The organism is Pseudomonas sp. FH1 (genome assembly GCF_000510895.2).
In the GTDB taxonomy this organism is placed as follows: domain Bacteria; phylum Pseudomonadota; class Gammaproteobacteria; order Pseudomonadales; family Pseudomonadaceae; genus Aquipseudomonas; species Aquipseudomonas azotoformans_A.
Genome location: NZ_AOHM01000018.1, coordinates 1 through 23825, shown reverse-complemented (window position 1 = coordinate 23825; position 23825 = coordinate 1). Strand labels below are relative to the sequence as shown.

Here is a 23825-nt window from a genome sequence, read left to right as displayed (position 1 = left end):
CAATTTTCAATCGGCAGGGTGGGTCAGTTTTCAATCAGCGCCAACAGGTACGGCTCTGATATTAAGTACATCCCTACTGACTTTAAAGAAGTTGCGATCAAGGCAGTGCAGCGCCTGACTGAGCTTTCTGCGGAAGGTCGTAAACTTGCAAAGTGGTACGAGAAAAATCCAGATAAATTTTATCGTCACGCCTCCTGTCCAGATGTCGGTGAACATGATACTTTGGCGAGCCTGCAAGCCTGCGAAGCTCTTGGTCTTTCACTAAAAAAGAATGCGAACGACAGCCTAAAACAATACTTCAAAAACTATAAACCATATTCTGAACTCCGCACCAATAACGAACCTTTAACACTGTCCTTCTTGAACACTTATTGTCATAGTCAACTACCAAAATCTTGGCCTTGGAAAAACAAGGACCGCCACATAAAGTTTTCGGATGCGCTTTTCTGCTTTGGGTTTCATCAGCTTCGAGAGGACTATGTAACGAGTCCCGTTTTGGTATGGGCTCCATCCACTGGTACAGTAAGAGCTTGTTTGCGAGGAAATCAATCATCCCGATCCATTTGGGTACGTCACGGGTATCGGAATCCGGATAACTCAGCAATTGAGATGAACTCACATCAGGTACGCCACTTCCTAAACACCGCAGCACAGCGTGGTAGTTTGGGGCAGCTAGATATCGCTCGATGGTCAGGGCGGGCAAATATTCATCAAAATCTCACTTATAACCACATGACCGATGACGAATGCATCGAACAGGCTCGTCAAATTGGAGTGGGTAGTACACTCGATAAAATCAAAATAAATGCCCCTGTAACTTTCGCTGACCTTGAGGCAGTAGGAGAAGGTATTGCCCACGTTACTGAATATGGTTTCTGCGTGCATGACTTTTCGATGTTGCCATGCCAAAAAAATCGCGATTGCTTAAACTGTTCTGAACAGGTCTGCATTAAGGGTGATGTAAAGAAACTAGAGCGCCTGAAGAGGCAGCGTAGCGGCATTCTCCTGCAACTCAAAAAGGCACAACATGCTTGTGAAGGAGACGTTTACGGTGCCGATCGCTGGAGCCAACATCAAAGGGTGACGCTAGAAAGAGTTGAGCAGCTTATTCACATTCTGGAACGATCAGGCACGCCTGATGGTTCGATAATAAAGTTGAATATCGATAATGAATTCAGCCCATTGAAACGAGAAATTGCTGCTCGTACGAGAAATATTGAATTTGTCATTCAGCCACCATCGACTGAGCTGGTGGATCTCGATGAAATACGCTTGCTTATGGAATTCTGACCGTGGCTAAACACCTCACAAGTAACGATATTAAAACTGTAGTAACCTTGATTGACACCTGGGAAGGAAAATTGACCTGGGACGCGCTTTGCGAAGCGACAGCCTCACTTATAGGCACGCGTCCAACCCGTCAAACTCTTAACTCTCATAGCCTGGTAAAGAATGCGTTCGGCCACAAAAAAACTCAAATAAAATCCGGCTTCACATCATCGAAAAGGCCGCCGAGCTTAAGTATTGCAGAGCAACGTATCAGTCGTCTTGAAAACGAAAACTATCGGTTAAAAACTGAAAACGCAGAGCTATTACTTCGCTTTATCAAATGGCAATACAACGCTTACAAACATGGCATTCCAAAGGAAAAACTTGACGCCGCGCTCCCTATAATTGATCGCGACTCCTCAGAAGAACATTAACATAAGAAGTCACTTTATAATCACATCCGAAAAAACTGTAGGGAGTATTGACAAGACCTCTGACACTAATTCGTGATTATTTTTAAGAATATTAAAATCCAAGATGTCGGGAATGATTCCGGCATCTTCTATTTTTTTATGTAGAAGGCGGCACACCTCTCTATCCGTAAAACCTTTACTGTACAACCACATTTGAAACTCCGAAGACATTCCAAGCTTTAGCATATTCTGAAGTGAACGCATCAGCCTTACGCGGTCCTCGTCAAACCCACGCCCCTCTAATATATCTGCGACCCCGCCCACTATGAGCATTCCGTCGTATGCAAGCGACGCTGTAAGGTCCATTATGTGGTCTAGTGTGATATTTAATATTTTTGTTTTTGCCTGACAACTACCTCCACTGCTCCTAGCATGCGCAAGAAGCTCGTGATAGCTATTTCCCGCCATCCATAACTTCGACAGCTCAATAACCAACTCTGGAGGTTGTATATTCATGACAATCTTACGCCTAGCAAATAACTGTATTAAACCCCACGAAAGATCTAGCAGGTCATTTGACGTCTCTGCCAAGCCCAATTCGAATGAAGCCGAATCGACCCATGAATCAATATACTGAAGCTGATCCAACCCCAACAATGTCTTACCGTAATAGCTAAACTTATACTCTTCTAGTCTAAAAAGTCGCTCAGATAACAACTTGAAAATATTTTCCAGAGCCAATCGCTCTGTAATATTAGCCAGGTGAAAAGCCAGTGTTTGATGTAAAAGACTGATCACTCCATCTTCTTTAAGAAGTTTCGGATCATCCTTCAAAACAGAAAGAAAGTAGCTTTCGATGGAATTAATAATTTGTTGCTTGTCATCCATCTCGTCCAGCAAAATACTTATATCGTTACCTGATTGCGCTGCCCAATTCACCCAATCCATCCTATGCTGGGCTGGATTCGATAAAAACGCCATTAAATGATCAGTTGCATAAGCAGCACTAAATGGCTTAATAAGCTCTTTCAAGCTGCTCAAACAGTCTTCAGCATTATTGAAGTCAAGCAATTCAAGCGCTTCCGCCCAGCGAAATCTCCCATCCCTCGTAAATCGCTCATCATATAGTTTCGGGTCTGCAAAGATAATGCTTCCTTCAGTATGGTAGCCAGACCGTCCAGCTCGGCCAATTAGGTTCTGAAAATCTCGTGTCGATATCTTTTTCCCACCTTGCATCGTACTGGATACAATAAGGTACTTAATTGGCAGATTCACGCCCTGAGCCAAAGTAGAGGTACAAACTACGAAACTTCCCTTATCATTCACCATGGCCCACTCTACTGCGATTCTTATTCCATTAGGTATGTTTGCACTATGTGGCAGCAACCCCATGGAAATAGCTTTAGGAAGCACATGATCACTCCCAAAGTGTAGTGTTGCAAGAAAAGCTATTTTATCCAATTCTTCGCCATCAGAGGACAATCGAGGCGCAGGTAAATTAAGCCCCCTAGAATAATACTCAATCAACATTTTGCTAATACTAGTAATAGATCTTTTATCGCCGCAAAAAAGCGCAACTGGACCTTGAGCAGACAACTTCAATCCCAGATAGGTTGATATCGTTTGAGGCTTAGACTTGTCTGGAAACAATCTATCACTTCGTTCCCTACCTCTCTTACCGAGATTAATCTGCTGCACAATGCGAGGAACGTACAATCCGCTATCATTAAAACTGTCCAGACTGAGGTAACTCAACTGCCCCATTTCAGTACGCCAACTAAAGAAAGCAACGCTTTTGAGCGAAGGCAACCATTTGCTTCCTTGAATGCTTATCCCTCGCTCGCCATTCAACCATTCCCCAATAGTTTCCGCATTGGCCATCACAGCGGATATGAGAACCTTCTGAGCGTCGTATTGCACGGTAGCCTTAAGGGATGCAATCAACAATTCATAGGTAACTCCTCGGTTCCCACTGTCAAATTGATGCCCTTCATCGAAAATCAGCAGCCCAATCTTAGATGAAAGCATGGGTTCATGACGCAACAGGTAAACCATCTTTTCGGGCGTTGAAACAAGAACAGTATATTCCTTTCCACCTTTGAAAGAATCGCCTAAGAGGAATTTCAGAAAACTATCCTCAGCTTCATCAACGTTGGTTACATCTCTCAACTCATTCACGCTAATAGAATCACCCTCAAAAGCGCGCTCAAAATTTTGGGATATTTCTCGGCATAAAGCCCGGAATGGCGCAATCACCACTGCCAGTTTCGACCGACCTGACAAAAATGAGCTGCGAATTATCAGTTCTGCTGATTTAGTTTTACCCGCACTCGTAGGCATTTGTACTACAGCAGATATGCCACGAAGCACCCCTCGTTCACCGAGAAGTCTCTGTGCTGGCCAAAACTCTTTTACGAATAGAGCACCATTTAACGCTGCACCCCAAATTTCTGATGGAAGACCTGTATACTTTGGAAGACATATTATTGATGAGTTAGAAATTCTGCGCAGCATCACTGAGACTATTGTATCGATTAAAAGAAGCTCTCTATCAGATCCAGACTCATAAACCTTATCACGAAGTTTTTTTGCCACTATTTCAACATCTCGAAACTGGGCACCTTGGGCCCAAAACTTTTTGTAAATTGTTAACACCTCGAATAGCTCACCATTGAACGGTGCCCCCTCAAGATAATACCAAACGCTGGCGACGTCGGCCTTTAAAAGCCATATAAGAAAACTCTCAAGATATCCCTCACTTAACTGTTCAGGTTGATCTGAAAGCATTTTAGCTAAAACCAATGAGCTGCCTGGCATATCCGCGAGATAGTACGAAGCCGACCCAAGCATTTTTAGATATGCATCTATGTCCGGAGTAAGTCTCGAAGTGCTAAGAGCATCGAAATATTGACCAACCAAAACCAACTGCTCTTTCAGCTCAGCACGATACCCGTTTCTCATATCCGCTGGCCGAGCCTCCAAAGCAGCTAGCTCGCCTAGAATACCGATAGTAAAAACCAACAGTTTCTTTGGGTTATCTGTCAATGGAAGATGGTATTCTTCCTCAATCCCAAATTCGTACAACTTAGACTTTGCGCGAGTTATATCTAGCAAAATCTTCGAGTTAGTTTCAAGCTTCATCTGCTGCCCTCTTATACAGAGCATGAACTAAAGGCATTAATTGTACGGAGCGAATAACAATCAATTCTAGCTCTTGCGCTTTAGGATGCTTGGCTGTAGTAGATCCCGAAATTATCACTGAATTAAATGAGGTCTCTGTAACCACAGCCGCAGCACCGTAAATACGTTTAAAAGGATGATCTGGTTCGCGTTGAAATCTATCCACTAACTGAACGCCATCCAAATCATACTTATCCAGTAGTCTTTGCTTCATAGCATTCAGAGACTCTGCAATTCGCATCTCATCTTTCACAGAGTCATCAATTGCGGTTTGAAGCACGTTATTTTTGCTGTTCTCACTGGCCTTTGCTTTAACTTCGAAAATTAATAATTCATCCGTGGCACTTATAACCCCAGGCTCTTTTCTAAACGCTATTACGTCTGATCCTTTTGAAGATTCATTAGCAATAATTTTCCGCTCATACCGAGTACGGGGAACTTTATAGAACCTAACAAATTCGAGGTAATCCGCAACTAGAATTTCAGCGAAATCACCTGCCCGAATGCTGGGCCCGGGAGGATTTTGTTCGTGCGGGAATTTTTCAGTCAACAAATATTCAGAGTTTGTCTTCGATGGATTTTTTATGTATTCAATTTGCTCATCAGAACAATAATGGTTTCTAAAATAACGAGCCCATGCAGACATTATTTTTTCGTTGGAAGCGTCATGGGATAGCTTAAAAATTGGTATCGACTTTCCGCATACGGACACGACACGCTCCCCTGTGTCTTCTAGCCACTGCACATGCTCTACAGTAAACGACATGCTTCACATCCTGTGTTCCAAGAGACGTAGGAGGCCAAAAGTCCAAGCCCCACAACGGAATGGCTAACTATATCTATCCTCTCGCGCCTAACCGCTTTTATCCACAATTACTGGCAAGGCTAATCGCATTTTCCTTACCCAACGTACGCATTCTGCAGGTGCCTTAGTGTCAGAAACTCTAGATCGCTCTACCTCACACGCCGTTTTTCAACGTCGTACCCTCTAGTTTTTGGTACAAGCGCTGATGGGAGAGTACCGAGCCTCGATGACTACCAAAATGTAAAAAATTAATGGATTGGATAGATGGTTTTTTACGTTTTAGCTTACATTTTTGATTCGTTTTCTCTCTATAGTATTGATTCTATAAGTAATTACGATACAATACATGTCTACTTGGTATTATTTTGATTTTTAACCCTCACACAAGGAAAAGCCCCGCAACGATAAGGGTCGTTGCGGGGCTTTTCGGTTTACCCGCCCTAGCGGATCTGGTGTTTGTGCAGCAACCGGTAGAACGTGGGTCGGGAAACCCCCAGTACACGGGCTGCCACACTCAGGTTATCGCTGTGCCGGTTGAGCACGTCGCACAGCGCCTGACGTTCGGCGCGGTGCTTATAGTCTTCCAGTGTAGCCATAGGCGGCGAAATTGCCTGTTGGCCGTGTAATCCCAGATCAACGGCTTCGATCTGGCGCCCTTCGGCCAGTACCAGGCCGCGCCGGACTCGGTTGGCCAGTTCGCGGACGTTACCCGGCCAGGCGTGTTCACCCATTGCCACCAGCGCATCGTCGCTGAAGCTGCGCGGGCGGCGGCCGGTCTCCTGGCTGTAGAACCGTGAAAAGTGATTGGCCAGCATCGCGACGTCGCCATGGCGATCACGCAACGGCGCCGTGACCACTTGCAGGACATTGAGGCGGTAGTACAGATCTTCGCGAAAGGTGCCCTTCTCTACCGCTGCCTCCAGGTCGACGTGAGTAGCCGCCAATACCCGCACATCTACGGGAATCGGCTGGCTGCCGCCGACGCGCTCAATCTGTTTTTCCTGCAGAAACCGCAGCAGGTTGGCCTGCAACTCCATCGGTAAATCACCGATTTCATCGAGGAACAACGTGCCACCGTTGGCCGCTTCGATACGCCCGACCTTGCGCTGATGGGCGCCGGTAAACGCGCCCTTCTCATGACCGAACAATTCGGATTGGATCAAATGTTCAGGAATCGCCCCGCAGTTGATCGCCACAAACGGCTTGGCGTGGCGCTGGGACTGGCGATGCAGGGTCTTGGCCACCAGCTCTTTACCGGTGCCGCTGTCGCCACGGATCAGCACCGGAGATTCGGTGGGTGCAAGCTTGGACAATAACTTGCGCAGTTCGCGGATCGGTCGACTGTCACCCAGCAACTCATGCTCAGGTTCGTCCACTGGCATATGGCCCTTGCCTCGCAGACGTGCCATGCCAAAGGCACGCCCTAGCGTAACCTGCACGCGGGCCACATCGAACGGCAAGGTATGGAAATCGAAAAACCACTCACAAACGAAGTCACCGACGTTCTGCAGGCGCAACACGTCTTGACTGAGTACGGCGATCCACTCGGTGCCGCTGCGGCCGATCAGCTCCTTGACCGCTTCCGGACGCTCCAGGTGATAGGGCTGCAGGCGCAGCAGGCCGACATCGCAGGACCGGTCGCCCACGGCCTCCAGGGTACAGCTGTCCACTTCCCACCCGGCGGTGCGCAAACCGGGCAATAGCCCATGGCAGTCGTCACAGGGGTCGACCACGAGCAAGCGACGCTGCACAGGTGTAACAACCATGACTATTCCTTGGCGTCAAAATTGTTAAAGTTATTTAGAAACAACGGTTTGTAACGCCTGGCGCTAACACTAGCAAGGTCTTGACGCTGACCTTGTACCGTTTCGCTATAAGCCCCGGCAAAAAGCTACTTCCGCTTATCTGGGCAAAAACTCCAGGCCACACCGAAACTTTCATTCAGCTTTCAAAACAGCCGCTTACATGACGTTAATCACTAAACGTTGAAAATAGTTGCTCTAACATGTGACCCGTACCCCGCCATCGTGCATCAGTACAAGTAACCCGCCGCACGGTCAGCCCAACCGCCGGCACTCACTTGAATGGGCAATGAGAGAGAACCCCACATGAACGCCCCGCTCCGCATCAACGAAGCTCTTTTGATCGCAGACCGTGCCTTCCAGCCCTTTCAGTGCGTGGCCTGGCATGACGGCAATGGCGCCCTCAGCCTGAGCGTCATCGACCGCACCAACAACCGTATCGGCAGCAAACAACTGTCTTCGAGCGCTTATACCGACCCGGCACAACTGGAAGACCTGCTGTTGCAGGCCCGGGCCGAACTGGATAAAAGTGGCTATCAGTTGCAATCCTGGGCAATGCCGAAGTAGTCCAACACGGCAACTTGCGCTTATCGGTTTAGATAAGCGCAAGTTCGGTGTTAGAGCGTGTGACGCTTACTGAGCGGCCAGAATAAACCGTTCAATGGCCTCTGCGGCACCGTCCTCGATATTACTACCGGTTACAACGCTGGCCTGGCGCTTGACGGTTTCTTCAGCCTGGCCCATGGCAATCGACAAGCCGGCTACGTGAAACATTGCCGGATCATTGCCGCCATCACCTATAGCTGCCGTCTGTTCCATCGGGACGCCAAGGTGTGCAGCCAGCGTTTTCAAGGCCTCGCCCTTGTTAGCCAGCATCGCCGTCATATCCAGGTACACCGGCTGTGAACGCGACACCTGAGCCAACCCTTGCACCTTGGGCTGCAACTGCGCCTCCAGTTCCACCAGCAATTGCGTGTTGTTGCTGGCCGCGACGATTTTATCCACTCGGTCCAGGTAAGGCTCAAAACTCTCTACCACAATCGGCCCGTAGCCCAGGCCATCGGCCTCGCGCTGCACCATCGGCCCTGGCGGGTCGCGGCGCAGCCAGTCGCCATCGGCAAACACCCAGACTTCCACGTCCGGCTCAGCCGAGAACAGCGCCAGGGTCACCCGCGCCGCCTCCGCCGGCAGATGGTGGGCAACCAGGATGCTGCCATCCGGGTTGATCAACGTGCCGCCATTAAAACCAGCCACCGGCACATCGATGCCGAAGGTTTCGATCAGGTGCAGCATGGCCTTGGGCGGACGCCCGCTGGCCAGGCTGAAAAACACCCCGCTGTCACGCAAGGCCCGCACCGCGTCGGCGGTGCGTTGGCTGAGACTGTGATCGGGATGCAGCAAGGTGCCGTCCACGTCACTCAGGATAAAACGGATGGGATGGATCGCGGCATCACTCATCCGAGGCTATGCCAGGTGCGACCATCACGGGCCAGCAGTGCATCGGCGGCGGCCGGGCCGTCTTCACCAGCCTTATAGGCCTGGATCCCGTCGTCTTCCTTCCACGCATCGAGAAATGGCTGCACCGCACGCCAGCCGTTCTCGATGTTGTCCGCGCGCTGGAACAAGGTCTGGTCGCCGGTCATGCAGTCGTAGATCAGGGTTTCGTACCCGGTCGACGGCTGCATTTCGAAGAAGTCCTTATAGTCAAAGCCCAGCTGGATGTTGGCCATTTCCAGGGTCGGCCCAGGCTTTTTCGCCAGCAGGTCGAACCACATGCCTTCATTGGGCTGGATCTGGATTTTCAGGTAGGTGGGCTTTAGCTCATCCACTTCGGTATCGCGAAATTGCGCGTAAGGGGCAGGCTTGAAGCAGATGACGATCTCGGTGTCACGCACACTCATGCGTTTGCCGGTGCGCAGGTAAAACGGCACGCCGACCCAACGCCAGTTGTCGATCATCACCTTGAGGGCGACAAACGTCTCGGTGCTGCTATCCGGGGCAACGTTGGCTTCTTCGCGGTAACCCGGCAGTTGTTTGCCGCCAATCTCTCCGGCGGTGTACTGACCGCGTACCGAGTTGGCCCGTGCATCTTCCAGCGACCAAGGACGTACCGCGCCGATCACCTTGGCCTTTTCACCGCGCACGGCGTCGGCGCCAAAGGCCGCGGGCGGTTCCATGGCCACCATCGCCAGCAACTGGAAGAGGTGGTTGGGCACCATGTCGCGCAGGGTGCCGGTCTTCTCGAAGAAGTTGCCACGGGTTTCAACGCCGACGGTTTCGGCAGCGGTGATTTGCACGTGGTCGATGTAATGGTTGTTCCAGAACGCTTCGAACAGCACGTTGGAGAAGCGGCTGATCAGGATGTTCTGCACCGTTTCCTTGCCCAGGTAATGGTCGATGCGATAGATCTGCTTCTCGCTCATCACCTTGAGCAGGCTGGCGTTCAGTGCTTCGGCGGTGGCCAGGTCGGAGCCGAAGGGCTTCTCGATCACCACGCGACGGAAGCTGTCGTCAGTTTCCGTCAGCAAGCCGGCACTGCCCAGGCGCTGCACCACGTCACTGAAGAAGCGCGGTGCGGTGGCCAGGTAGAACACCGCGTTGCCGGTGCCGCTGTCAGCGATCTTCTTGCCGATGTCGGCGTAGGTGCTGTCGTCGAGGAAATCACCCTCGACGTAGCTGATGCCCTTGGCCAGTTGCGCCCACAGCTCAGGGTCCAGGGCGTTTTCGCCATTACCCCTGACCTTGCTCGCCGCTTCGGTGCGAATGAAGTCTTCGAGTTTCTTGGCGAAATCGGCGTCGCTGATGGCGTTGTGATCAACGCCAACGATTCGCAGGCCATCGCCCAGCAGCCCATCGCGGCTGAGGTTGTACAGCGCCGGCATGAGCAGGCGCTTGACAAGATCACCATGGGCACCAAACAGAAACAGTGTGGTGGGCGGAGCAGGTTCGGCCTTGGGTTTCTTGCCGTTGGCGGTCATTTTTTGGAAGTCTCCACGTGGCCGCCAAAGCCGAAGCGCATGGCAGACAGCATTTTGTCACCGTAAGTGCTTTGCTGACGCGAACGGAAACGTGCGAACAACGAAGTGGACAGCACCGGCACCGGCACGGCTTGTTCCATGGCGGCTTCGATGGTCCAGCGGCCTTCGCCACTGTCGGCCACGGAGCCGGAGTAACCGTCGAGTTTCGGGTCGGTGGCCAGGGCGTCGGCGGTCAGGTCCAGCAGCCAGGACGAGACCACGCTGCCACGGCGCCAGACTTCAGCGATGTCAGCCACGTTCAGGTCGAAGCGCTGGTCTTCCGGCAGGTTTTCCGAGTTCTTGGTCTTGAGGATGTCAAAGCCTTCGGCAAACGCCTGCATCATTCCGTACTCGATGCCGTTGTGGATCATCTTGACGAAGTGCCCGGAGCCCGCAGGGCCGGCATGGATGTAGCCCTGCTCGGCGCGCGGGTCAGCGCTGTCTTTGCGGTCTTTGGTGCGCGGGATATTGCCGAGGCCTGGGGCCAGGCTGTTGAAGATCGGATCGAGGCGTTGCACGGTCTCGGCGTCGCCACCGATCATCATGCAGTAGCCACGTTCCAGGCCCCAGACGCCGCCGGAGGTGCCGACGTCAACATAGTGCAGGCCTTTTTCCGCCAGCGCCTTGGCGCGGCGGACGTCGTCCTTATAGTTGGTGTTGCCGCCGTCGATGATTGCGTCACCGTCTTCCAACAGCGTGCTCAATTCATTGATGGTGTCTTCAGTGGGTGCGCCGGCAGGCAGCATCACCCAAACGGTGCGTGGCTTTTGCAGCCCGGCCACCAGTGCCTTGAGGTCGGCAACGCCGGTGGCGCCCTCTTCGCTCAGGCCTTTTACAAAGGCTTCGTTACGGTCGTAAACAACGGTGGTATGCCCATTGAGCATCAGGCGCCGTGCAATATTCCCGCCCATGCGGCCTAGTCCGATAATCCCCAGTTGCATGTGCTGATGCTCCTAACTACTAAAAAAATGTGTGCATAGTTTATAGCGCAATGAGGCCAATGAGGGTTAGTCAGGCGGATATCGATGTAGTTTCATGGAAAAAAGCTGCCACCATTTCACCATCACGACACAAAAAGTCACATGACCATCAAAAATAAAAAAGTTCCATTGCCCGGAAAAAGAATTCAGAATTGTCCTGACTGCTGCCGAGAACCTCGACTCAAGCGTTCTGGCACACCGCGACACACCGGCTATTTGCGAGGTAAGCAATGAGCACTGCACAGATGAATCGTCCGCCACAGACCCTCTACGTCACCATTCGACGCGACGAGTTGCGCCAGCTGAAAGACGAACGCGAACAGTTGCAGCAAGAAGTCTTGCGCCTGCGCTCGCACATCATCCAAGCCCAGTTGGACCAGCCTTCCGGCGCCCAGCCACTGCTGTGCTAAGCCCTGTCATCGCTTTGTAAGATTACGCCTACGAAAATCTCACAAAGTTTTCACACGCCTCTCCCGATACTCCCGCCCGAAGGGCCACCCCATGCAAGGGTGGCCTCTGTTGCGCGCAGCCCTGCGTGTCGACTGAAAAATTATCGGGTTGGAGCGCTGGATGGCGATGTTCGAACGCAGCACGAAGTCTGCGAAAGGCTTTGATTGGGCCGGCCTTGGCTGGCTATTCGTGTTTTTCTGGTACTTCTCGGGTATTACCCAACTGCTGATTCAGCTCAGTGGCACCTCCGGCTTCAGTGGTTTCCGCCAGGCCTTCTTCATGAGCGCGATCTGGCTGGCGCCGCTGCTGGTATTCCCCCGTCGTACGCGCTTGCTTGCCGCCTTGATCGGTGTGGTGCTGTGGGCCTGTTCCATGGCCAGCCTGGGTTATTTCTTCATCTACCAGCAGGAATTTTCCCAAAGTGTCATCTTCATCATGTTCGAGTCGAACATCTCTGAAGCGGGCGAATACGCAACCCAGTATTTCGCCTGGTGGATCGTACTGGCGTTCATTGCCCACACCGCCGTGGCTATTTTCCTATGGACACGCGTACGACCGGTCTATCTGCCACGCGGCCAGGCACTGATAGCGGCGACGGCCATCCTGGTGGGCGTCGTGGGTTACCCGCTGGTCAAGCAGATTGCCCGCAGCGACACCCTCGACGACGCCATCGACCGCTTTGAATCGCGCATCGAGCCCGCCGTGCCGTGGCAGATGATCGTCGCCTACCGCCGCTACACCGAGCAGTTGGACAACATGCAAGGCATGCTCGACAGCGCCAGCCAGATTCCGCCGCTGACCAACCTGAAGGACACCATGGCCGGCCAGCCGTCCACCCTGGTGCTGGTCATCGGTGAGTCGACCAACCGTCAGCGCATGAGCCTCTACGGCTACCCGCGCGACACCACGCCGGAATTGGACAAACTGCGCGACCAACTGGCGGTGTTCGACAACGTCATCACCCCGCGCCCCTACACCATCGAGGCGTTGCAACAGGTACTGACCTTCGCCGACGAAGAAAACCCGGACCTGTACCTCAAGACGCCGTCGATTGTCAGCGTGATGAAACAGGCAGGCTACAAGACCTACTGGATCACCAACCAGCAGACCATGACCAAGCGCAACACCATGCTCACGACCTTTTCCGAACAGGCCGACGAACAGGTGTACCTGAACAACAACCGCAACCAGAACGCCCGTCAATACGACGGCGATGTGCTGGCACCGTTTTCCAAGGCGTTGGCGGACCCTGCGGAACGTAAATTCATCGTGGTCCACTTGCTGGGCACCCACATGAGCTACCAATACCGCTACCCGCCGACCTTCGACAAATTCACCGACCGCCAGGGCGTACCGGCAGGCGTGACCGACGATCAACTGCCCACTTACAACAGCTACGACAATGCGGTGCTGTATAACGACTTCGTGGTGTCGAGCCTGATCAAGGACTACGCCAAGACCGACCCCAATGGCTTCCTGCTGTACCTGTCGGACCACGGCGAAGACGTGTTCGACTCGGCGGGCCACGCGACCCTGGGGCGTAACGAAGCCAAGCCGACGGCGCCGATGTACACCATTCCCTTCATGGCGTATGCCTCGCCAAAATGGCGGGAAACCCACGACTGGAGCTTCGCCGGTGATTTACAGCGGCCCTACAGCAGTTCGCAGTTGATTCACACCTGGGCAGACCTTGCCGGGCTGAGCTTCAAAGAGCTGGACCGCACGAAAAGCCTGGTGAGCGACAGCTTCACGGCCCGCCCACAAATGATCGGCAACCCCTACCTGCGTCAGCAGAAACCACTGATCGACTTCAGCCTGATCAAGCCAAAAAAAGCCAATCCAACCGACGTTGTGCTTCAGGAAAAACCGGCGCTGTAACAGAAAGATAACAATCATTCTCGTTTAAGCCTAAAGTTCCTCCCCTCCTTTCGTCTTTGAACCATGGCCTTTTCCGACCGGAAAGGCCGCAAAGACGACAAGGAGTCTTCCGCGATGTTCGCGCCTTTCACCCGTTCCATGACCCTCACCCTCGGCCTCTTCAGTGTGGCCACCAGCCCTGCTCTGTTGGCTGAAACCGACCCCGAAAACAAAGCCCTGGAGCTGGGCGCCACCAGCATCACTGCCGAAGGCCTGGGCGCCACCACCGAACACACCGGGGCCTAAACCACCGGTTCGATGAGTACCGCCACCCGCCTCAACCTGTCCGTCAAGGAAACCCCGCAATCTATCTCGGTGATCACGCGCCAGCAGATGGATGATTTCAATCTCAATACCTTGACCGAGGTGTTGCGCCAGACCACGGGGGTCAACGTCCAGCACAACGACTCCGACCGTGTGTCGTACTCGTCCCGTGGCTATGGCATCAGCAACTTCCAGATTGACGGGATGCTCAACACGTTTGGCTACATGAAGTCCGATTCCGACACCATCATCTATGACCACATCGAAGTGGTGCGGGGCGCCACGGGCTTGACCACCGGCGCCGGCGACCCTTCCGCCACGGTCAATATGGTGCGCAAACGCCCGACTGCCCAATGGCAGGCGCAAACCGGGGTCAAGGCCGGCAGCTATGACAACTACTACAGCTACGTGGACGTCGGCGGTCCGTTGGCATTTGACGGCAAGCTGCGCGGGCGGACGGTACTGGCCTACCGGGACAGCCAATCCTTTCGCGACAACTACGGGCTGCAACGGGCGGTCGGCTACGGCATCCTTGAAGGCGACCTCTCAGACGATACGGTCTGGCCGTAGGCTTTGATTACCAGAACAAGCAGGTCCAAGGCACCTCCTGGGGCACCGTCCCCTACTGGAACAGCCAGGGTGGCAAGGCCGGGCTGTCCCGCTCCACCAATATGGCGGCGCACTGGAGCTCCTGGCCGCTGACGGACAAGACCACCTTCGCCACCCTCGATCATCGGCTCGGCGGTGACTGGCATTTGAAAGCCGCCTATACCCATCGCCAAAGCGACACAGATGGCAAGGTGTACTACGGCGGCGCGGGTTTCCCCAATGACGACCGCAGCGGCATGACCGCCTGGGCCAGCCACATGCGCGGCACCTCGAGAATGGAAGCGGTCGACCTCAACCTCGCCGGCAGCTACGCCCTGTTGGGCCGCGAACATGCACTGATGATGGGGTATGGCGAGGCGACACAACGCGACGTGTCCCCGGTGATGCGCAGCAACATTCCGGACGGCTACTACACGATCGAAGACTGGAAATACATGGGCGGGATCGGCAAGTTCGGCGACACCGTCACTGGTCTCAAGGGCGAGCACAGCAGCAAGCAACAGAAAGCCGGCTACCTGGCTACGCGCCTGAGCCTCACCGACCGCCTGCATGCGGTACTCGGAAGCCGCTATGGCAGTTGGGAACTGGAAAGCGCGGCGCCTGAGTACGATGACAATGATGAGCTACTCAGAGCCAACAAGACCCGCCAGACCCACAACGATATGTGGACGCCCTACGCTGGCTTGCTTTACGACATCACGCCGGAATACACCGTTTACGCGAGCTACACCGACATCTTCAAGCCGCAGAGCCTCAAGGACGTCAGCAACAAATACCTGGAACCGGTGGTAGGTAGCAACTATGAGGTCGGGCTCAAGGGGAGTCTGTTGAATGAGCGCTTGAACGCCGCGGCCGCGTATTTCTGGAGCAAACAGGACAACGTCGCCGAACGGGATTATTCGGCACCGCCAAATCCGACCACCGGCGAGGAGTACTACAAATCCGGCGGCAAGGGGAATAAGGTCAATGGCTTTGAACTGGAGGTTGCCGGCGAAGTGATGCCGGACTGGAACCTGACGGCAGGCTACACCTACACCCACTCGGTGAATGGCACGGACAAGCGTAACAACACCGGGCAACCGCTCAACCTGGTGAAGGTCTCCAGCGCCTACCGGTTGCCGGGGGCATGGCGCAACCTGACGGTGGGCGGCGCGGTCAACTGGCAAAGCGATATCTACGAATTCAGCAACAGGCCTACAGGGGAACGCGTGGGCAGTAGGCTAGTGACCGAGCGCGCGAAAATCACCCAACAGGCCTACACCGTGGTCAACCTGATGTCGCGCTACCAGTTTGACGAGCAGGTTTCGGCGTCGATCAACGTCAACAATCTATTTGATAAAAAATATTACGAACGCGTCGGTTTTTATAACGGCGTTTATTGGGGCGACCCGCCTACTGTAACGCTTGCACTGGATTGGAAGCTTTAAAACACTTTCCGCGCACTCTCCAACCTTAACGAAATCGTTAAGGTTGGACGCTATCCAGTTAAGCTTCGCTTAATCGACCCTGCACATAATCGGCCCCACGAGTCTGATCTAAGAGAACAGACACCGATCACACTTATGGGACTACCGACGATGAAACTCTCAACTCTGATGCTTGCTGGCCTGATGACCCTGACCTCCGCTGCTGCCTTCGCCGAGGGCGGCGCAGAGCGCTCCAAAGAGTTTTATGCCAACTTCAAGTTCATGCAGGACAAGGCGAACGGCACAGCCGAACAAACAGCCTCCAGCGATGTAAAGCAGCCAAACGCGAATGATACAGCGCAACCAAAAAGTTAAGGCAACGTTAACACCTTTGTCATTCCGCTCCGTTGACAAGGGCTAATTTGGCGCCACTCAGTGGCGCCTTTTTTTATTTCGGGTTTAACCCAATAGTTTATAAAGGCTTATTCCAAAACAACATTGCACCATAAGCCGGATCAAACTTGGCGCCATCAAAGCCGAACTTGCGATAAGCCGACTTCGCCACTTCATTACCTTCAAGCACTTCCAGGGTGATCTTGCAGCAGCCGCGTTGACGGGCGATTTCCTCGACCTTTTGCAGCATTTTCTGACTCAAGCCCAAGCCACGAAATTGATCCATCACCACCACATCGTGCACGTTGACCAATGGGCGGCAGGCGAAGGTCGAGAACCCTTCAAAACAATTCACCAGCCCGGCCGGCTCTCCGTTCACAAATGCCAATACGCTGAACGCGTGCGCACGCTTGGCCAACTCTGCCGGCAACTGCGCCAGCAAATCCGGGTCCAGGCTGTGCCCTCCCCCCATGGGATCTTCGGCGTAATGGTTGAGCACCAAAGCGATGGCTTCGGCATGCACGGCATTGGTGTAGCTGGCTTGCAGCACCAGGATGTCAGGGGTGTCCATTTCCTTCCTCGATAACGGCAACAAGGGATTCGGCTCCCTTTGAGAGGCATGATTGTAAGCGTGGACGCGCCGTTAACTGAAGGAGATTAACTACAAATAGGCGTTTGAAAACGCCAAGGTTATCGCCCTAAAAAGGTCGGCACTGCCCGCTCCACGGGTTTCTTCGCACAGGCCTCAGGCAAAACGCTGCAATTGCATTTCTTGCAGGCGGCTCAAGGTGCGGCGGAAGGGAAACTCCAGGTAACCCTCGGTATAGAGCTGTTCGAGCGGCACCTGCGCCTCAATGTACAACGGTACTTTACGGTCGTAGCACTCGTCCACCAAGGCGATAAACCGCCGCACGCTGTCGTCGTGCACCGACAGCTCGGGCAATTCGCGATCACCTGCGACCACTCGCTGCGCACCATCTTCGGTACCACGGGCGATCCGGCCAGGTCGTTTTTGCGCGCTAAGGTTAGGCACTTCGCCCAGCAGGATCGCCTTGAAACGATCGCAGATCAGCATGAAATCCATGGCGGCCAAGGGTTGCTCGCACAGATCCGCATAACGGCACCACAGCACGGTGTCGCTCGATTGCACCGCAACGATGGAGCGATGCCCCACAGCAACCGGCCCGCTGCGGGTTGGCTGGCCTTCGGCCAATTGCGTGAACACGCTGGCCAGCGCCTCGGGCTGATTGACCCAATAGCGTTGAAGGCCCACACCCGGATGCAACCGGTGATCCTCTCCCCCATCCACCGCAACCACCTGCAGGTGCCGTTGTATGGCCGCAATTCCCGGCAAGAACCGTTCGCGGTTAAAACCATCAGCATACAGCTGGTCGGGCGGTTGGTTGGAGGTGCAGACCATCACCACGCCTTCCTCGAACATCACCTGAAACAGGCGCCCCAGGATAATCGCGTCACCGATGTCATTGACGAACAGTTCGTCAAAGCACAGCACCCGCACCTCACGGCTCAATTCCCGAGCAAGCGCCTGCAAAGGATCGTGCGTGCCGGTCAGGTGAAACAGGCATTGATGCACCCAGCCCATGAAGTGGTGAAAATGCTGGCGCCGCGCGGGCACCCGCAGGCTTTGGTAGAACTGATCCATCAGCCAGGTCTTGCCACGGCCCACCGGCCCCCACAGGTAAACGCCTGTGATCGGCGTACGGCCGTGGTGCAAGGCTTCATGGCAGGTTTGCAGTGCGTCCACCGCGCGGCGCTGGGCGTCGTCGGCCACGAAGCCCTGTTGAGCGATGGCGTGTTGGTAGGCTGCGAGGGGCGAGTCGAAAGTCATGCCCGCCAGTATGACCTACAGGGAAATATCCAGCCGCGAAATCTTGCCCTGTTCGTTCAAGCGAAAGGTGTAGCGCAGCTCCAAGGGGCTGCCGGGAAAATTGCCGGACACCACGTTGCTAACCAATACTTTGCCCGTACGGTGTTGCACCTTGAGCACTTCGACCCTTGGCTGGTAACGGCGCGCGGTGTCTTCCATCCAGCGCGCGATGGCAGCAGTGCCAACTTGATGCTGCCCCTCGTCGAACACATTGGCGTCATCGGCAAAACAGCGGGCGACCGCCGAGGTGTCACGGGCATTGGCGGCTTCGAGGTAGGCCACGATGGCCGGTGCCAACTCAGGAATAGACATGGCACAGCTCCTTTCTTGATGATTTGTCATGCCATGCTAAGCCAGGGTTGTGTCAGTTTTTGTCAGGAGTAAACGGCCCGGACTCATTCTGTTCCATCAGCTTGCGCCAGCCGCGCAGCCAGTCACTGCGCCGCCCCGGATAACGCTCGCCATGGGCTTGCGCGCTCGCCACGCGGTCGGTACGAAAGGTGCGATACGCGCCGCGCAACTCACACCAGGCCACAATCACCCGCACTTCATTCAGGAAACCCAGGGCCAGGGGCCAGATCAGGCGCTGGCTCTGGGTTTGGCTGGCGTCCGCGTAATCGATATGCAGCTTGGCCTGATTGCGAATGGCCTCGCGAAACACATTCAGCGGCACGCGGTTCTCCGGGTAACCGAACCCAGGCGGGCCGGGCAACACCGTCGGGTTGCGAAAGGCTTCCTGGGCGGCGGGGTCGAGCACATCGGCGATCTTTGCCAAGGCGTTGGCGGCGGCGCGGCTAAGCACCTCATCGCCACGCTGATCCACGTAGCGCAAGCCAAGCACGATGGCCTCGGTTTCCTCGGCGTTCAGCATCAATGGCGGCAGAAACAAGCCGCTGCGCAACACATAGCCCACCCCCGCCTCGCCGAAAATCGGCGCTCCCAGCGCCGTTAATTCCGCGATATCACGGTAAAGCGTGCGCTCGGACACCTCCAGTTGCGCCGCCAGCACGGCAGCCGTCACCGGGCGTTTCTTACCGCGTAAAGCCTGGAGCAAAGTCAGTAGACGAGTGGTACGCGACACGGAAAGCCCCGCCAAAAAACAAAAGTGCCGCAGCTTAGCAGAGCCCCCTGTCAGAAAACGTCAGCAGTGAAAAAGGCCCTTGACCGAATAAATTATAGCGATCATATTAAATACATGTTGCTAAACATGTAAGAAAATCACCGCCTCAGGAGTCCTTGTATGCGCAATAAAGTCTTTGGCCGCCGCAGCGGTCTGCAGGTATCTGAACTGGCGTTGGGCACTGCCAATTTCGGCACGGGCTGGGGACATGGTGCCGAGCGTGATGAGTCCAAGCAGATTTTCGACGGTTACCTTGAAGCCGGTGGCAATTTCCTGGATACCGCCAACGGCTACCAGTTCGGCCAGTCGGAAAAACTGCTGGGGGAATTCATCGCCTCCGAGCGCGACAACCTGGTGGTCGCCAGCAAATACACCCTACGCAGCCAACCGTCCGATGAAGGCACGATCAGGCTCGGCAATAACCGCAAGAATCTGGTCCGCTCAGTGGAAGAAAGCCTCAAGCGCCTGAACACCGACCGCATCGACCTGCTCTGGGCGCACATGAGCGACAACGTCACGCCCATGGAAGAGATCCTGCGCGGCCTCGATGACCTCGTCCGTGCCGGCAAGATCCACTACGCCGGCCTTTCCAACTTCCCGGCCTGGCGCATTGCCCGCGCCGACCTGCTGGCCGAAGTGCGCAACTTCGCGCCAATCATCGGCATCCAGGTGGAATACAGCCTGGTCGAGCGCACTGCCGACCGCGAACTGTTGCCGATGGCCGAAGCGCTGGGCCTGGCCGCCACCCTGTGGTCGCCCCTCGGCGGTGGCTTCCTGACCGGCAAGTACCGCAACACCCAGGACGACAACCGCGCCAACAAACTCGGGATCCTGGTGCACGCCGAACACAGTGCCCGTGAAACCGCTGTGTTGGATAACCTGCTGGCAGTTGCCTCCGAAGTGGACGCTTCGCCGACCCACGTTGCCATCGCCTGGCTGCGAGAAAAGGCGCGCCGCTCCACCACCGCACTGATTCCGATCCTGGGTTCACGCACTCGCGCCCAACTGGACAGCACCTTGGGCGCGCTGACTGTGCAACTGTCAGGCGAGCAAGTCAGCCGTCTCGACAACGCCAGCGCTATACCCCTGGGTGTACCGCACGGCATCATCGCCGAGCGTTTCCCCATCGATCACGGCCTGGACACTCCTCGCCCACCCGTTATCTGAGGCGAAAAAAAACGGCCTGTCGAACAGGCCGTTTTTTTATTCAGCGATCCCGCTTAAGCCAGGCTCTTGCTGACCACCTCAAACACATCGCTCGACAGCTCACCCGACGCCCGAATGCGCTCCAGCTCCGCCTTCATCAGCGCCTGGCGCGCGCTGTCGTATTTGCGCCAGCGGGTCAACGGCGCCAACTGGCGCGACGCGATCTGCGGGTTGAAGCCATTCAACTCGATCACCAGGTCTGCCAGGAAGCGATAACCCGAACCGTCCGCCGCATGGAAGTTGATCAGGTTCTGCCCGGCAAACGCGCCAATCAGTGCACGCACCTTGTTCGGGTTTTTCAGCGTGAACGCCGGATGTTCCATCAATGCCTTCACGCGCTCCAGCCCGCCCGGCAAGGTGCTGCCGGCCTGTACGCTGAACCACTGGTCCATGACCAGCGGGTTGTCCTTGAAGTTCTCGGCAAACACCGCCAGGGCCTGGGCCTTCTCCGCTTCGAACGGCGAGTTCACCAGCACCGCCAGCGCGGTCAGGCGCTCGGTCATGTTGTCGGCGGTATCGAACTGTTCGAGGGTCGCCGCCAACACTTCCGGCTTGCCACTGAGCATCAGGTACGACAACGCAATGTTCTGCAAGGCGCGACGGGCAAAGTGCTCGGCCGCGGCCACATACGGCGTTTGCTTGGACAGCTCGCGATTGGCCTGGTAACGCAGCCACAACGCTTCGTGCAGGTTGTCCGCCAGTTGCTTGCGGGCAAATTCACGGGCGGCGTGGATGGCATCCACATCCGCTACTTCGCTGATTTCGGTCAGGTAGGCTTCACCCGGCAACGACAGCATCTCTGCAACCATGGCTTGATCCAGGCTTTCGTCGCTCAACACGCTGCGTAGCGCGGTGATCAAACGCTGATCCATGTGCAAGGCCTGGCCCTGCTGATGCTGGGCGATCAGCTCCTGCAATACCTGCACCGACAACTGCTGGCCAGCGTCCCAGCGGTTGAAGCCGTCGCTGTCGTGCTGCATCAGGAACATCAGTTGATCGCGGTTGTACGGGAAACTCAGCTTCACCGGCGCCGAGAAACCGCGCAGCAGCGAAGGCAATGGCTGCTCTGGAATATCGACGAAGATGAAGGTCTGCTCGGCTGCAGTCACGGAAATCACGCGGGACGTCGCGCCAGCCGCCGCTTCCCCGGCAAGGCGCAAGGCGATACCGGCGCCCTTCCCGTCCAGCAAGCCCAGTTCTACCGGGATCACGAACGGCAGTTTTTCCACTTTGTCCGGGGTTTCCGGGCAGCTCTGGCGGAAGGTCAGGCTGTAGGTTTTTGCCGTGGCGTCGTAGGACTCGCTCACCGCCAATCGCGGCGTTCCGGCCTGGCTGTACCAGCGCTTGAACTGGGTCAGGTCGGCGCCATTGGCGTCTTCCATGGCCTTGATGAAATCATCACAGGTCACGGCCTGGCCGTCATGGCGTTCGAAGTACAGGTCGCTGCCTTTGCGGAAGCCTTCGGCACCGAGCAAGGTGTTGATCATGCCCACAACTTCCGAGCCCTTTTCGTACACAGTCAGGGTGTAGAAGTTGGAGATTTCGATAAAGCTGTCCGGACGCACCGCGTGGGCCATCGGGCCGGCGTCTTCGGCAAACTGGTGGGTACGCAGGTACGCCACGTCCTGGATGCGCTTGACCGTGGCCGAGTTCATGTCGGCGGAGAACTGCGAGTCACGGTAAACGGTGAAGCCTTCCTTGAGCGACAGCTGGAACCAGTCGCGGCAAGTCACGCGGTTGCCCGACCAGTTGTGGAAGTATTCGTGAGCGACGATCGCCTCAACCCGCTGGTGCGCGGCGTCGGTAGCGGTTTCGGCGCGGGCCAGCACGGCGCTGGAGTTGAAGATGTTCAGGCCCTTGTTTTCCATGGCGCCCATGTTGAAGTCGTTTACCGCCACGATCATGAAGATGTCGAGGTCGTACTCGCGGCCGTAGGTTTCTTCGTCCCAGCGCATGGATTTTTTCAGGCTGGTCATGGCGTGCTGGCACTTGTCGATGTTTTCCGGCTCGACGTAGATGCGCAGCGCGACTTCGCGGCTGGTCATGGTGGTGAAGGTGTCTTCGACACACCACAAATCACCCGCCACCAGGGCAAACAGGTACGCCGGCTTCTTGAACGGGTCCTCCCAGGTCGCCCAGTGGCGGCCATCTTCACCGGGGCCGCTGGCAATCGGGTTGCCGTTGGACAGCAGGATCGGGTAGCGGTGTTGCTCGGCGATCACCGTGGTGGTGAAGATGCTCATCACGTCCGGGCGGTCGAGGTAATAAGTGATCTTGCGGAAACCTTCGGCCTCGCACTGGGTGCAGAACATGCTGCCGGACTTGTACAGGCCTTCCAGAGCGGTGTTGGTTTCCGGGTGGATTTTTACCGTGGTGTCCAGGGTAAAAGTCGCACTCTTCGGCTGCACCGTCAGATGGCTGTCGGTCAGTTGGTAATCATCGGCCGTCAGTTCCTGATCGGCCAGGTTGACACTCAACAGCTCCAACTGCTGGCCGTCCAGCACCAATGGCGGCAAACCGGCGCCGCGCTCAGGGTTGCGGCGCATCACCAGTTGCGCGTGGACCAGGCTGTGGTCCTCGAACAACTCGAAGGTCAGGTGCGTCTCTTCGATCAGGTAGTCCGGCGCCTGATAGTCCTTCAGGTAGATCATCTTCGGTTGTTCGGTGCGCATGGGTGGCATCCTTCTACTGATGCACGGCGAGCTGGTAGGCCGTGTACTTACGAATGTTGATAACGCCGGTGTCGAAGATCAGGTATTGGCCTTTGATCCCCAGCAGCGTGCCTTCGGCAATCGGGTTCTTGTCCAGGTTGAAGCTGACGATCTTGGCCGGATACTGCTCGACCGGGTAGCGGATTTCGATCGGTTCGATGTCGGTTACCGCTTGGATGGCCTGCAGGCCAAAGCGTTCCTGCAAATCGAGCAAGCCTTCGGCGCAGGAGGCGAATAGCTCATCACGCACCTGCTTGAGGTCGACGGTTTGGGCGTCGCCCTTGAGCAGCGCGCGCCAGTTGGTTTTATCGGCTACTTGACTGCGGAACAGGTCTTCGACAAAACCGGACTGCTGGCGGGTCGCCACGCGCATGATCGGCAGCGCCTGGCTCGCG

The 23825-nt window shown here is 55.2% G+C and carries 18 protein-coding genes and 2 pseudogenes; 8 read left to right on the top strand and 12 right to left on the bottom strand.

Translation table 11 applies throughout. From position 1 onward, the window contains the following. Both H096_RS34090 and H096_RS32970 read left to right on the top strand, forming a co-directional pair. Positions 1-1290, top strand: a pseudogene (locus tag H096_RS34090) (integrase); the annotation flags it as partial. Between the two features lie 2 nt (positions 1291-1292). Then, on the top strand, positions 1293-1703 hold the full coding sequence (locus H096_RS32970; RefSeq protein WP_082461444.1) for a hypothetical protein: 411 nt from the start codon (positions 1293-1295) through the stop codon (positions 1701-1703). A gap of 9 nt (positions 1704-1712) precedes the next feature. On the opposite strand, the gene H096_RS07170 is transcribed toward H096_RS32970, so the two are convergent. The 3 genes from H096_RS07170 to H096_RS07160 all read right to left on the bottom strand — a co-directional run bounded on the left by H096_RS07170 (position 1713) and on the right by H096_RS07160 (position 7433). Further along, on the bottom strand, positions 1713-4823 hold the full coding sequence (locus H096_RS07170) for a DEAD/DEAH box helicase (RefSeq protein WP_033897464.1): 3111 nt from the start codon (positions 4821-4823) through the stop codon (positions 1713-1715). Beyond that, on the bottom strand, positions 4813-5628 hold the full coding sequence (locus H096_RS07165; RefSeq protein WP_033897463.1) for a Hachiman antiphage defense system protein HamA: 816 nt from the start codon (positions 5626-5628) through the stop codon (positions 4813-4815). The genes H096_RS07170 and H096_RS07165 overlap by 11 nt, the downstream gene beginning before the upstream one ends. Before the next feature lie 479 nt (positions 5629-6107). Beyond that, entirely contained in the window at positions 6108-7433 is a 1326-nt protein-coding gene (locus H096_RS07160) for a sigma-54 dependent transcriptional regulator (protein ID WP_016979412.1), read from the bottom strand. 342 nt (positions 7434-7775) lie between these two features. On the opposite strand from H096_RS07160, the gene H096_RS07155 reads away from it, so the two are divergent. Further along, a complete protein-coding gene (locus H096_RS07155) occupies positions 7776-8036 on the top strand; it encodes a hypothetical protein (RefSeq protein ID WP_033897462.1) in 261 nt (86 codons plus the stop codon). A 66-nt stretch (positions 8037-8102) separates the two neighbouring features. Here the strand turns inward: H096_RS07155 and H096_RS07150 are convergent, their stop codons facing one another. The 3 genes from H096_RS07150 to gnd are packed head-to-tail and all read right to left on the bottom strand — an operon-like array spanning position 8103 to position 11427. Beyond that, positions 8103-8927, bottom strand: coding sequence for a Cof-type HAD-IIB family hydrolase (locus tag H096_RS07150; protein WP_033897461.1), 825 nt, complete (start codon positions 8925-8927; stop codon positions 8103-8105). After that, positions 8924-10447, bottom strand: coding sequence for a glucose-6-phosphate dehydrogenase (gene zwf, locus H096_RS07145; protein ID WP_033897460.1), 1524 nt, complete (start codon positions 10445-10447; stop codon positions 8924-8926). Before zwf ends, H096_RS07150 begins: the two co-directional genes overlap by 4 nt. Continuing rightward, complete coding sequence (gnd, locus tag H096_RS07140; protein WP_033897459.1) at positions 10444-11427, bottom strand: phosphogluconate dehydrogenase (NAD(+)-dependent, decarboxylating); 984 nt, start codon at positions 11425-11427, stop codon at positions 10444-10446. Before gnd ends, zwf begins: the two co-directional genes overlap by 4 nt. A gap of 269 nt (positions 11428-11696) precedes the next feature. On the opposite strand from gnd, the gene H096_RS34215 reads away from it, so the two are divergent. The 4 genes and pseudogenes from H096_RS34215 to H096_RS07125 all read left to right on the top strand — a co-directional run bounded on the left by H096_RS34215 (position 11697) and on the right by H096_RS07125 (position 16487). Beyond that, the gene (locus H096_RS34215) at positions 11697-11876 is read left to right on the top strand and encodes a DUF6026 family protein (RefSeq protein WP_269133913.1); all 180 of its coding nucleotides are present in this window, start codon (positions 11697-11699) and stop codon (positions 11874-11876) included. A 160-nt stretch (positions 11877-12036) separates the two neighbouring features. After that, positions 12037-13794, top strand: a complete 1758-nt coding sequence (locus H096_RS07135; RefSeq protein ID WP_033897458.1) for a phosphoethanolamine transferase CptA — start codon at positions 12037-12039, stop codon at positions 13792-13794. A gap of 114 nt (positions 13795-13908) precedes the next feature. Continuing rightward, a pseudogene (locus tag H096_RS07130) lies at positions 13909-16133 on the top strand (TonB-dependent siderophore receptor). Between the two features lie 150 nt (positions 16134-16283). Beyond that, positions 16284-16487: a hypothetical protein gene (locus H096_RS07125; protein ID WP_033897457.1), complete on the top strand. Its 204-nt coding sequence runs from the start codon at positions 16284-16286 to the stop codon at positions 16485-16487. 97 nt (positions 16488-16584) lie between these two features. Here H096_RS07125 and H096_RS07120 read toward each other — a convergent pair whose 3' ends face one another. The 4 genes from H096_RS07120 to H096_RS07105 form a co-directional block, all read right to left on the bottom strand. Continuing rightward, positions 16585-17076: a GNAT family N-acetyltransferase gene (locus H096_RS07120; RefSeq protein ID WP_033897456.1), complete on the bottom strand. Its 492-nt coding sequence runs from the start codon at positions 17074-17076 to the stop codon at positions 16585-16587. Positions 17077-17250: 174 nt separating this feature from the next. Continuing rightward, entirely contained in the window at positions 17251-18354 is a 1104-nt protein-coding gene (gene zapE / locus H096_RS07115; protein ID WP_033897455.1) for a cell division protein ZapE, read from the bottom strand. Positions 18355-18369: 15 nt separating this feature from the next. Beyond that, the gene (locus H096_RS07110) at positions 18370-18705 is read right to left on the bottom strand and encodes a nuclear transport factor 2 family protein (protein WP_033897454.1); all 336 of its coding nucleotides are present in this window, start codon (positions 18703-18705) and stop codon (positions 18370-18372) included. Between the two features lie 52 nt (positions 18706-18757). After that, on the bottom strand, positions 18758-19474 hold the full coding sequence (locus H096_RS07105; protein ID WP_033897453.1) for a YafY family protein: 717 nt from the start codon (positions 19472-19474) through the stop codon (positions 18758-18760). Positions 19475-19633: 159 nt separating this feature from the next. Between H096_RS07105 and H096_RS07100 the strand changes: the two genes are divergently transcribed. After that, complete coding sequence (locus H096_RS07100) at positions 19634-20680, top strand: aldo/keto reductase (protein WP_033897452.1); 1047 nt, start codon at positions 19634-19636, stop codon at positions 20678-20680. A gap of 53 nt (positions 20681-20733) precedes the next feature. Here H096_RS07100 and pepN read toward each other — a convergent pair whose 3' ends face one another. Next, positions 20734-23391: an aminopeptidase N gene (pepN, locus tag H096_RS07095; protein ID WP_033897451.1), complete on the bottom strand. Its 2658-nt coding sequence runs from the start codon at positions 23389-23391 to the stop codon at positions 20734-20736. Between the two features lie 13 nt (positions 23392-23404). Continuing rightward, positions 23405-23825 (bottom strand): DUF2797 domain-containing protein (locus H096_RS07090; protein ID WP_033897450.1); only part of this gene is annotated, 421 nt, incomplete at its 5' end.